The 11,261-nt window shown below is 31.6% G+C and carries 10 protein-coding genes; 5 read left to right on the plus strand and 5 right to left on the minus strand.

Annotation, left to right across the window (positions count from 1 at the left end):
* Positions 1-3: 3 nt before the first annotated feature.
* Positions 4-1,338, minus strand: coding sequence for a phenylacetate--CoA ligase family protein (locus LOS86_RS00435; protein WP_231842703.1), 1,335 nt, complete (start codon positions 1,336-1,338; stop codon positions 4-6).
* A 112-nt stretch (positions 1,339-1,450) separates the two neighbouring features.
* On the opposite strand from LOS86_RS00435, the gene purD reads away from it, so the two are divergent.
* On the plus strand, positions 1,451-2,722 hold the full coding sequence (purD, locus tag LOS86_RS00440; protein ID WP_231842704.1) for a phosphoribosylamine--glycine ligase: 1,272 nt from the start codon (positions 1,451-1,453) through the stop codon (positions 2,720-2,722).
* Positions 2,723-2,747: 25 nt separating this feature from the next.
* Here the strand turns inward: purD and LOS86_RS00445 are convergent, their stop codons facing one another.
* The gene (locus tag LOS86_RS00445) at positions 2,748-2,978 is read right to left on the minus strand and encodes a DUF6341 family protein (protein WP_231842705.1); all 231 of its coding nucleotides are present in this window, start codon (positions 2,976-2,978) and stop codon (positions 2,748-2,750) included.
* Positions 2,979-3,024: 46 nt separating this feature from the next.
* On the opposite strand from LOS86_RS00445, the gene LOS86_RS00450 reads away from it, so the two are divergent.
* Entirely contained in the window at positions 3,025-3,954 is a 930-nt protein-coding gene (locus tag LOS86_RS00450) for a DUF6427 family protein (protein WP_231842706.1), read from the plus strand.
* On the opposite strand, the gene upp is transcribed toward LOS86_RS00450, so the two are convergent.
* Positions 3,949-4,602 carry a uracil phosphoribosyltransferase gene (gene upp / locus LOS86_RS00455; protein WP_231842707.1) on the minus strand — a complete coding sequence of 218 codons (654 nt, stop codon included), beginning with the start codon at positions 4,600-4,602 and terminating at the stop codon, positions 3,949-3,951. The two genes, LOS86_RS00450 and upp, sit on opposite strands and share 6 nt — an antisense overlap.
* Before the next feature lie 73 nt (positions 4,603-4,675).
* Here upp and LOS86_RS00460 point away from each other — a divergent pair, with 73 nt between their 5' ends.
* Complete coding sequence (locus LOS86_RS00460) at positions 4,676-5,281, plus strand: DUF4254 domain-containing protein (RefSeq protein ID WP_231842708.1); 606 nt, start codon at positions 4,676-4,678, stop codon at positions 5,279-5,281.
* A gap of 10 nt (positions 5,282-5,291) precedes the next feature.
* Entirely contained in the window at positions 5,292-6,332 is a 1,041-nt protein-coding gene (locus tag LOS86_RS00465) for a glycosyltransferase family 9 protein (RefSeq protein ID WP_231842709.1), read from the plus strand.
* 33 nt (positions 6,333-6,365) lie between these two features.
* Here the strand turns inward: LOS86_RS00465 and LOS86_RS00470 are convergent, their stop codons facing one another.
* Positions 6,366-8,066 (minus strand): tail fiber domain-containing protein, encoded by a 1,701-nt coding sequence (locus LOS86_RS00470; RefSeq protein WP_231842710.1) that lies wholly within the window; start codon positions 8,064-8,066, stop codon positions 6,366-6,368.
* 218 nt (positions 8,067-8,284) lie between these two features.
* Here LOS86_RS00470 and LOS86_RS00475 point away from each other — a divergent pair, with 218 nt between their 5' ends.
* Positions 8,285-9,241: a helix-turn-helix domain-containing protein gene (locus tag LOS86_RS00475; protein WP_231842711.1), complete on the plus strand. Its 957-nt coding sequence runs from the start codon at positions 8,285-8,287 to the stop codon at positions 9,239-9,241.
* A gap of 34 nt (positions 9,242-9,275) precedes the next feature.
* On the opposite strand, the gene LOS86_RS00480 is transcribed toward LOS86_RS00475, so the two are convergent.
* The gene (locus LOS86_RS00480) at positions 9,276-11,231 is read right to left on the minus strand and encodes a phage tail-like protein (RefSeq protein ID WP_231842712.1); all 1,956 of its coding nucleotides are present in this window, start codon (positions 11,229-11,231) and stop codon (positions 9,276-9,278) included.
* Positions 11,232-11,261: the final 30 nt, after the last annotated feature.

An 11,261-nucleotide genomic window follows, 5' to 3' on the forward strand; every position in this document is an offset into this window, starting at 1 on the left:
GATTCAAAGCATCGACTGAAATTGCTTCAATTTTCCTCTTTTTGTTCTTTCCAAAACTGCTTTTCGGTTGTAAGTAAAATGCAAACCAGGTTCTAAATATTTTGCAATTGCTTTTTCTATTTCCAGAATTTGTTCCAAAGTTAATTCCTCCGAACTCACGTAATCAATTTCAAAACTATCCAATTTTGTCTGTCGAACAATAAATTCTTTCACGTTTCCATCGTCTTCAATGATACTTTTAGTCACATAGTAAAAAGTCAATCCGGGCGATTTTTTTCCACTTGGTAAAATGGCAATATCACTTGTTCTTCCAATTAATTTTTTTAGAATGGGTTTTTTCAATGTGCTTTTTTCATCCAATATTCCAACATCGCCAATTTCATAACGAATAAACGGATGTGCTTTGTTGTATAACGAAGTGATTACCACTTTTCCTTCTTTTCCATACGGAACCGGTTGGTTATTTTCATCTAAAATTTCCACAAACAAAGTTTCAGAATTTACTTGCCATTCGTAATTTGTCCCGTCACTTCGGGATTGAAAAGCAATCAAATCTAATTCCGAAGCACCATATTCATTCACAACAGGAATTCCTAAATGTTTTTCCAGCAAGATTTTATCTTCCTCAAACAACATTTCCGAAGTCACCATGCAAACTTTCAAGGTTGGACAAACATCGGTTAAAATGATATTTCGCGCTTGTAAATATTTTCCAAAAAGCACAATCGAACTTGTGTAACCATTTATGTAATCGAACTTTTTGGTTTTAAAATGTTCCAAAACACCATCTAAAACTTTGTCGGATAAATCAAAAATCGGAAAACGATATCGTTTGCTTAAAAAATCTTTTAAACGTTCTTTTCGATATCCAATAAAATCTAATGGAATACCATAAAATCGCGCTTGATAGGATGAATTAAAATCAACATCATACCAACCAAAACGATGTATTATAGAAGCCCAAGTTATAGCATGTGCTTCTTTATCTTTCGCAAAAACAAAAGGATCACCACTCGAACCTGAAGTTTTATTCACAAAAACAGTTTTTTCAGAATAACCATTGGAAAGTCTATCTTTTAAAGGTTTTTGCAAGTCTTTTTTGGTTAGAACGGGTAAATCGTTCCATCCCGAATTTTCGGGATCGAAAGTTTCTTTTCCAACTAAATTTTGATAAAAAGTATTGTTTTTTAAATGAAATTCCACAATTTCTCTCTTTTTAGTTTCGAGATAATCGGGATAATCTGCCTCTGAAATTTGTAGAATTTTCTCAAAATCAGCCTGAGCTTTCGCAATAGGAAAACCGCTTAATTGTAAAGAAAGATGAAACAAGTTGAACATTCGTGGGAATTTATTCAAAAGTAATAAATCTGAAAATAATCTTTCTTCTTTTTTCTTTTTTCTTTCTTCTTAAGAAATAGTACTTTTGCCAAACAACATAACAACACTCAAAATGACTATTTTACTTCTTGGTTCTGGCGGTCGCGAACACGCACTGGCTTGGAAAATGTTACAAAGTTCAAAATGTACTTCTCTTTTTGTTGCTCCTGGAAATGCCGGAACTGCAGAAATAGCTAAAAATATAGCGTTAAATCCAAATGATTTTGCAGCTGTTAAAACTTTTGTTTTAGAAGAAAAAGTGGAAATGGTTGTCGTAGGTCCAGAAGATCCATTAGTTTTAGGAATTTATGATTTCTTCAAGAATGACGCTGAAATTAACCATATTCCAGTAATTGGTCCATCAAAAGTGGGAGCGCAATTAGAAGGTAGTAAAGAATTTGCAAAAGAATTTTTGGTAAAACACAATATTCCAACTGCTCGCTATGAAAGTTTTACAAAAGAAACAGTTGAACAAGGTTGTCAATTTTTAGAAACTTTAGAAGCTCCATACGTTTTAAAAGCTGACGGATTAGCCGCTGGAAAAGGCGTTTTAATCTTATCGGATTTAGAAGAAGCGAAAACCGAATTACGAAACATGTTAGTGGGAGCTAAATTTGGGCAAGCAAGTTCAAAAGTAGTGATTGAAGAATTTTTAGATGGAATCGAATTAAGTTGTTTCGTTTTAACGGATGGAAAGTCGTATAAAATATTACCAACAGCAAAAGATTACAAACGTATTGGTGAAGGTGATACAGGTTTAAATACTGGTGGAATGGGAGCAGTATCACCAGTGCCATTTGCAGATGCTGTTTTATTAGAAAAAATTGAAACTCGAATTGTAAAACCTACTATTTCAGGTTTACAAAAAGACGGAATTGAATACAAAGGATTTGTTTTCATCGGATTAATCAACGTGAAAGGCGAACCAATGGTTATCGAATACAATGTTCGTATGGGCGACCCTGAAACTGAAGTAGTAATGCCAAGATTAAAAAGTGATTTAGTTGAAATTTTTGAAGCCATTTCGAATCAAGAATTAGATAAAATTACTTTGGAAATCGATGAAAGAGCAGCTACAACTATTATGGTGGTTTCGGGCGGATATCCAGAAGATTATGAAAAAGGAAAAGAGATTTTTGGTTTAGAAAACATTACAGATTCTATTCCATTTCATGCCGGAACAAAATTAGAAAATGGAAAAGTTGTTACAAATGGAGGTCGCGTTATTGCGGTAACTTCTTACGGAAACGACTTTCAAGAAGCCATAAAAAAATCTTATCAAAGTATAGCAAAACTACAATTTGATAAGATGTATTTTAGAACTGATATTGGTAAGGATTTGTAAAGTCCTTACCAATAAAAGTTTTTAATTATTTTAAAAATGAGTGTGCAGTTGTATCTTGGTCATCTTCATTGTTTGCTTTGAAGATGTTCAATTGTTTAATCCAATACGTCATAGCAACACAACAAATAATAATAAAAATCCAATTTAAGATATTTGCAGTCCACCAATTAGTTAACTCTAATGCTCTTAACCAATCAAGCGGTTTGAATAAAAAATCTACAAAAAGTGATTGTATTCCTTCAAAAAATGATTTCATTTTGATAAAGTATTATATTTACACCACAAAAATATAAAATATTCTAATGTTAGCAAGCATTTTTAGTAAAACAAGACCATTTAATTACTTATTAGTTGGAGTTTTATCGCTTTTTTTCTTTTCAGCGAGGATTTTTGCTTTAGCACAACCTAATACTTCTTGGTTTTATTACATAGAAGAGTTAGGTTTATATTTACTACTTTTTGCTTCTTTATTCATCTTAAATTTCATTACGCTTAAGAATGGATTAACGAAAGGGAATAATTATGCTTTATTGTTGTTTTTCATTTTTTTACTATTTTTTTCCTCCATTTTCCAAAATAAAAACATTATTATTTCTAATTTTTTATTGCTTTTAGCTTTAAGAAGATTGGTTTCATTAAAATCGTTATTACTTACAAAAGAGAAAATTTTTGATGCTTCTTTTTGGATATTTCTTGCTGCTTTGTTTCACTTTTGGAGTATTTTTTATATTGTTTTGGTATTCATTGCCATTATTTTACACGTTTCAAAAGATTATCGAAATTGGATAATACCATTCATTGCTTTGTTTGCTGTAACTATTTTGTTTTTCCTTGCGAATAGTATTTTAGACAATACATTAATGAGTACATTATTGGACAAGACCTATATAAGTTTTGATTTTTATTACTTTGATAATATTTACCAAAGAATTGCTTTGGCTTTATTTACATCAATAAGTTTATTCTTTTTTGTATCTCATTTGTTTGATTTACCAAATAAAGCATTGAATATGCAATCGTCACACAAAACAATAATCTTCTCATTTATATTAGGTGTTGGCATTTATGTACTTTCGGCAAATAAAAACAACGGAAGTTTGGCATTTTGTTTTGGACCATTAGCTATTATTGGAGCTAATTTTATCGAGAAAATCGAAAATAATTGGTTAAAAGAAATTGTAGTTTATGCTCTTTTGGCGTTGGGAATTTTCTTCTTTGTAATGCAATTATAATTTAATTCCGTAAGCCAAATCACCTGCATCGCCTAATCCAGGAACAATGTAGTTGTGTTCGTTTAACTTATCATCTAAAGCTGCTACCCATAAATGACAATTTGAAGGAACATTTTCTTCCAAATATTGAATTCCTTCTGGAGTTGCAATTACGACAGCTATATGAATTTCTTTTGGTTTTTGTTCTAAATGTAATTTCTGTAAAACAGCCACTAATGATTGTCCGGTTGCTAACATAGGGTCAATTAAAATTAAATTTTTTCCTTCAAAAGAGGGCGCTGCTTGATATTCTACTAAAATTTCAAATTTATCATCGTTGTTATAATGATGACGATAAGCCGAAACAAATCCGTTTTCTGCATTATCAAAAAAACTCATAAAACCCTGATGCAAAGCCAATCCTGCGCGTAAAATAGAACATAACACCACAGGTTCTGCAATAGTTGTAGTGTGTTTGATACCAAGAGGTGTTTGGACATCGATATTTTTGTAATCCAATGTTTTACTTAATTCATATGCCATTATTTCTCCAATACGTTCAATATTTTTTCTAAAACGCATACTGTCTTTTTGGATATGGATATCACGAATTTGGGCTAAGAAATGATTTAAAATACTGTTCTGTTCCGAGATATAATGAATGTGCATTGGATTTTCTTTTAAATTTCAGGATAAAAGTACAAAAAAACCTTATTTTTGTAATCACTTAAAAACGATTATTATGTTTGCTGAATTTGCATTTCCAATTTTTGAACAAAGTATCAAAACGTACCACATTATTGATGATGTGTATCAACCTGTTGTAAATCCTTATGAAAAAGGAACTATTGAATATTTGTTGTTTGCAAAAAATTGGGTAGACACAGTGCAATGGCATTACGAAGACATCGTTCGTGACCCAAATATTGACCCTGTTGCAGCTTTAGATTTGAAACGTAAAATTGATGCTTCTAACCAAGTTCGTACGGATATGGTGGAATATATCGATAGTTATTTCTTAAACAAATATAAAGATGTTCAAGTAAAACCAAATGCAAAAATTAATACAGAAAGTCCGGCTTGGGCAATTGATCGTTTGTCAATTTTAGCTTTGAAAATTTATCACATGAACGAAGAAGCAACTCGTGTAGAAGCAACGGCTGAACATAGAGCAAAATGTCAAGAAAAGTTAAATGTATTATTAGACCAAAAAAATGACATGTTTACTTCAATTAGTCAACTAATTGAAGATATTGAAGCGGGTGACAAATACATGAAAGTGTACAAACAAATGAAAATGTACAACGATGAGGAGTTAAACCCGGTGTTGTATCAAAATAAAAAATAGTCATCATTTGATGTCTAAACCAAAACACATATTGGTAATAAGGCTCTCAGCCATGGGTGATGTTGCAATGACAGTTCCTGTGTTGAGAGCCTTAGTTTTGCAATATCCAGAAGTAAAAATTACGGTAGTTTCTCGACCTTTTTTTCAACCTTTTTTTGATGGAATTCCGAATGTGAATTTCTTTGGTGTTGATTTGAAAGAACGCCACAAAGGTTTCTTAGGTTTACTTCGTTTGTTTTCCGATTTACGAAAGTTGAAAATAGATGTGGTTGCCGATTTACACAATGTTCTTCGCTCTAAAGTTGTTCGAACTTTATTCTTGTTAAGCGGAAAAAAAGTCGCTGCAACGGATAAAGGTAGAGCCGAAAAGAAAGCATTAACAAGTTTAACCAATAAAGTTTTTGCTCTGGTTAAACCAATGGTAGAAAGACATGTTGAAACCCTGAAACAACTTGGTTTTTCAGTTGACTTAATGAATCCTCAGTTTCCAGATAAAGCAATTTTATCAGATGAAATTCTTTCTATAACAGGAATAAAAAACCAGAAATGGATAGGAATTGCACCTTTTGCGCAGTACGAAAGTAAAGTCTATCCCATTGATTTAATGCAACAAGTTATTGATGGTTTGGCCAAAAATAAAAACCAAAAAATATTTTTATTTGGTGGAGGCGAGAAAGAAATTCTGATGCTAAATCAATTACAAAACCAACACGAAAATGTAATTGTATTGGCTGGTAAACTAAGATTTAATGAAGAATTAAAGGTGATTTCTAATTTAGATGTTATGCTTTCAATGGATTCAGGAAATTCTCATATAGCAGCAATGTTCGGTGTTAAAGTGATAACACTTTGGGGAGCAACACATCCTTTTGCAGGTTTTAAACCATTTAATCAACCCGATGATTTTTGCGTAACAGCTGATAGAAGTAAATATCCGTTACTACCAACTTCCATTTATGGAAACAAGAAGGTTGAGGGCTATGAGGATGTAATGCGAACTATTTTACCTAAAGAAATTATTGATAAAATTGAAAAGTCGCAACAAAATTAATTGTCACGACTTTACTAAAAATCAAACTATAAACTATTTTTTTAATTCTTTGATCAATAATTTTAATTCATCAATTTCTTTTTTCAACTCTTCAATTTGTGCTTGTTGTTCTTGAATTGCTTTTACAGTAACTGGAATAATATCACTGTAATTAACACCTAAATGTTCGTTTTTAACCTCTTTGTAATCTCCATTTTCGTTAACAGGAACCCAACTATGAGTTTGAACTACTTCTGGTAAGATTTCCAATAATTGTTGAGCTGAAAATCCAATTTTCTTTTCTTGTTTCTCTAGGGGGATTGTGGTTTTTCCTAATTTATAGTTTTTCCAATTATATGTTATTGTATTTAATTTTAATAATTCTTTTAAACCGTATGTTAAGGGTTGTACATTTGTTTTCAAATTCATATCAGAAGTTGTAATAACACCATTTGTTGCATATACTGCACCCCATCTTCTGTTTGTTTTTCCTAATGTGTTTCCAAATGAGCTTGTTTCATCTGTCATTGGATTAAAACCAGAACCTTCAAAAAATAGTTCATTGGTTCCATCAACAAAATATTCAATAGATCCTATAGCAACTGCAGAACCTCCCGAATTTGAATTACTAAATCCTGCAACGAAATCTTTTGTAAATGTTGTACTACCTGTATCATTAAATGTAGTTCCATCATCTGAATCTAAAAATGCATCATCTCCAAAATGAATATAGTTGTCGTCAAATCGAGTATCCATTATTTTTCTATCGGTACCTTGAATAATCATTTCGCCTGGAAATGCTGCCGATGTACTACTACTAAAAGTTAAATCATTTGTATCTAAATTTAAAGTAGTTCCTTGTGTTAAAGTACCTCCTAATCTTACAGTTGAACTTGTTAATGTTAAACCGTTTGTAAAAGTGTAACTTCCACTTCCACCAGAAGGCAAGGTAACTGTATTTCCATTTGAAATAGTTAAGTCGTTCCCCACAATGCTTAATGTTTGGCTATCTGTACCAGATCCACCGCCTGTTGGAGTTTGCCAATATCCATTTCCATCCGCATCAGAAGTTAATACTTTGCCCACACCTTGCGTTCCATCTTCAAGTCTAAAACTATAGGTGCCAGGAGAAGCTGTAGCCGTTTCGGTTACCAATACATTATCTACAGAAGCACCATAATCGTAATTTCCTTGATATTCAAATCTTAAAGAATAACTATTACCTGGAACAACTGTAGCAGTTCCAGAATAAGTAGTATTTGCATCTGCAGTTAAATTAAAAAAGTTTGCTCCAACTTGTGAAGAAGTAGTATTGTTATATAAATACGCTCTAAAAGAATCAGGTGCAGCTCCAAAGTTGTTATATCGGTAAGCAAAACTAATTGAGATGCTTGTAGTTGTAGGTGCAGTTGTAAAATTCATAATTGCAGTTGAATTAAGCCCACAGTTTAAGGCATCTGAACTAATAAACAACCAAGTTCCAGTACATGAAGTACAATTAACATTTGTGTTTCCAGTACCGGTTACCCATCCTTGAGTAGCATTTCCTGTACAATCACTGTCTGTAGTGTGATTTTGAGTTACAGTATAACTGCTAAAATCTTCATTGATTAAGTTTACTGTACCACCGCTACTTCCTGGAGTAGTTGAACCAAAAATATGTAATGTAGCTGTTGGATTAGTAGTGTTAATTCCTACTTGGGAAAAACTAATCATTGTTGATACTAAACAAGTAAACAATAAAATCTTTTTCATAATAATAGATTTAGGTTATCTTAACGTGGTGCAAATGTATTTTTATTATATAGTATAATATAAAAAACGATGTACAGAATTACGGAAAACGTACAAATTTCAGTATCTTTGGAAGATATTTTCTGAAGATTATGGATTTTGTAGTAGGCTTATCAATTACATCATTTTTATCATTTTTGATAACATTTTACTTTTTTGTAGTTAAAAAAGTACAATCTATGGTGTTTGCATTTTATTTAATTTGGTTTTTGGTTTTTATAAGTTTTTTTATTTCGACTACGCCATCGTTAAGCCTAAGTGAATCATTAATTAGTACTTTTGCTTTATTGTTTTTTGTATGGCTTATATTATTACCGCCTTTATTATTTGGTGTAATACTTCAAATTAAAAAGAAAAGTCAATTACCATTTACTCATTTTTATCTTCCAGTTGCTGTTTTTATAATAAACATTTTTTCTATTGTATTTTTTAGTTTAAATCCTAAAAAAGATTCTTCATTTACCTATGAAGTAGTAGAAAATGTAATGACTTATGTAAACTATATCGTAATTCTTTTTTTGTTTCCAATTGTAACGGTTTATTACAGTTATTTGAGTTATAAATTATTGTTTCAATTAAACGAATTAAAAGGTTTGAAAAACGCTTTCCAATCTAATTTATTTCTATTTACTTTATTTTATAATTTATTTATTTTTTTATGGTTTTTAAATTATCTTTTTGATTCTTACACTATTAAATTTTTAATAAAAACTTATTTTTATGTTTACTTCCCTATTAGCATGTTTGTTCTTCAAAAAAATAGATTTAATCCAATTGAAGAAGTAAATCTATACGAGAAAATAAATGCTCTTTTTTTAGAAAAATTACAAGAAGAAAAGTTGTTTTTAGATAATTCACTCACTATTAGAAAAGCAGCAAAAATGATTGGAACAAATGAGAAATATCTTTCCAATGCGATAAATAAAATTCAAAACGAATCTTTTTCTACTTTGATAAATAAATTTAGAGTTGATCATGCACAAGAGTTATTATTAAATGTAGCGTATGAAAATTATACCATTGAAAGTATTGGAAATATTTCAGGTTTTAATTCTAAATCAAACTTTAATAGTGTTTTTAAGAAAGAGACTGGTTTAACACCTTCAGAGTTTAAGATGAGCAAAGGAGCAAAATAGCTCCTTCTCACCATTAGTAATTAGCATTTTTGCATCAAAATCCTAAATGAACTAAAATATAATTTTTTAATAGATTATGGAAAAATTTTTCTTGATCAGTATTTATGGTTATGGTTGTAAAATTTGTTGTATTTCTTAAAAACCCATCATCACATATAAAAATAGCTCTGTTTCCTTCTCCACAGGTCCAAATGGCGGGTTTTCCATTAGTGAATCTAGCGAGAACTTGTGCGCCAATTGGCAATGTATAAGCTGTACCACTAAATTCAGCACTTACTCCTGTTCCTTCTATTGCCACTCCCGCATTTGCAGTGCCCCAATAACTGCTACTTAAAGCAATAGTTGAGTTTACGGTTGTTGGATTTGATCCTGCTACAAAAGTTCCTGTACCACCAAAAACGGCATGGTAATTATTTGAAGTTGTAATCGCATTTGCATTATTAGCATCTAATGTAATAATTGCAATACCTCCTAATGCAACATAATCTCTTATTCTTTGACAGTCTGATAATGATCTTGAACCTACAGTTTTATTAGGACCACATGCGATTATTTCTCTAGTGTTTCTCATGGTAAGAGGAGAAACTCCTGAATTAAAACTTGAAGTGTAATCATCATGCAGAATTCCACCAATGGTATTAAAAATTCCAGAAGGACCATAATTTTGAGGAACTGTTTGTTGTCCAAATTGTGAAGTAGAGAAAAAAGCACTTCCATCTAAATATGCAATTGAAATTACGCGTCCGTTAACAGGAATTGAAAACACACAAGTTTGTCCTCCAAAATTTACTTCAAAACTTGCTAAACCAGAAGAGTTAGGTATACCCGATATCGAATATGTTAATATTCCACCACTCCCAGATGTCAAAGTTCCGGCAGATAATGTGGCAATTAATCCGGTAACCCCAGTTGAATTAATAGTATGACTTGTATATCCAACTCCATTTCCTCCTGTATAAGGCAAAGTCGTTGTTCCTGTATAAGGACTCCCTTGAGTTGCAGATGATGGAGAATGTGTAGCACCACTACAGTTTAAACTACTTACGATTGGAGGTCCACTAATAACAATTTGAACATTTGATCCAGAACAATTAAGTCCATTGATAAAGTTACTTAAGTTAAATTGTGCATTTCCAGTTGAATTTGGCGTTCCTGTTACAGTAAATACTAATGTGCCTCCAGAAGCATTTACAAAACCTGCAGGTAATGAAGCGGTTAAACCTGTTACTCCTGTTGAATTTATGTTTTGAGAAGCATATGCTCCTCCATTTGTTAGTATACTCAAAGAATAAGTTACTGTAATAGTTCCATTATAAGGAATTCCATTGCTACCAGAAGAAGGGTTTTCTACAACAGCAGTAGAACAATTAATGGTTGAACCAATGCGTGCTTTATCTATAGTTACAGAAAAACTACAAATTTTTCCGTCAAAACTAAAATTAAATATTGCTGATGCAGTATTTGAAATAGATACAAAAGGGTCTGGAGTTCCAGAAATTGTAAAAACGAAGTTTCCAGATCCTGTGGCTAATGTTCCGGCATTTAATGTAGCAGTTAAACCTGTTACACCTGTTGAAGCAATTGGAGTACCTTCAGAATAAGATGCGCCATTTCCTCCTAAATATGGTATTGATACAGTTTTGTTATAAGGTAAACCAGCAACTCCATTTCCAGAAGGTGTTACAGTAAAAGGTGCATTACAAGGAATTGAACTAATTGTAGGTTCTACACTTGTATTACAAAGGGATTGCCATGTTATACCATTAAAAAATTCGAAACAAGAAATGGTGGTGTTGTAAATCATTAATCCATTTGCAGGAGCACTGATAGCGTTACGTTCTATAGTCGTAAGTCTTGGAACTAATAGTCCTTGTGTTGCACTATTAATGTCTAAAATAGAACTTGGATGCGGATTTGTAGTTCCAATACCCACTTGAGAATAAGATTGCAAAATGCAAAATGTGATAATTGTTAAAAATATTTTTTTCATATTCATTTGTGTTTTGATGCAGGTCAAAAC

It is taken from the genome of Flavobacterium cyclinae, from assembly GCF_021172145.1.
Taxonomy (GTDB): domain Bacteria; phylum Bacteroidota; class Bacteroidia; order Flavobacteriales; family Flavobacteriaceae; genus Flavobacterium; species Flavobacterium cyclinae.

Bases quoted from the DNA above. Each gene is read 5' to 3' on its own strand.
- LOS86_RS00435 (WP_231842703.1), bottom strand. From the start codon at position 1,338: ATGTTCAACTTGTTTCATCTTTCTTTACAATTAAGCGGTTTTCCTATT.
- purD (WP_231842704.1), top strand. From the start codon at position 1,451: ATGACTATTTTACTTCTTGGTTCTGGCGGTCGCGAACACGCACTGGCT.
- LOS86_RS00445 (WP_231842705.1), bottom strand. From the start codon at position 2,978: ATGAAATCATTTTTTGAAGGAATACAATCACTTTTTGTAGATTTTTTA.
- LOS86_RS00450 (WP_231842706.1), top strand. From the start codon at position 3,025: ATGTTAGCAAGCATTTTTAGTAAAACAAGACCATTTAATTACTTATTA.
- upp (WP_231842707.1), bottom strand. From the start codon at position 4,602: ATGCACATTCATTATATCTCGGAACAGAACAGTATTTTAAATCATTTC.
- LOS86_RS00460 (WP_231842708.1), top strand. From the start codon at position 4,676: ATGTTTGCTGAATTTGCATTTCCAATTTTTGAACAAAGTATCAAAACG.
- LOS86_RS00465 (WP_231842709.1), top strand. From the start codon at position 5,292: ATGTCTAAACCAAAACACATATTGGTAATAAGGCTCTCAGCCATGGGT.
- LOS86_RS00470 (WP_231842710.1), bottom strand. From the start codon at position 8,066: ATGAAAAAGATTTTATTGTTTACTTGTTTAGTATCAACAATGATTAGT.
- LOS86_RS00475 (WP_231842711.1), top strand. From the start codon at position 8,285: ATGGTGTTTGCATTTTATTTAATTTGGTTTTTGGTTTTTATAAGTTTT.
- LOS86_RS00480 (WP_231842712.1), bottom strand. From the start codon at position 11,231: ATGAAAAAAATATTTTTAACAATTATCACATTTTGCATTTTGCAATCT.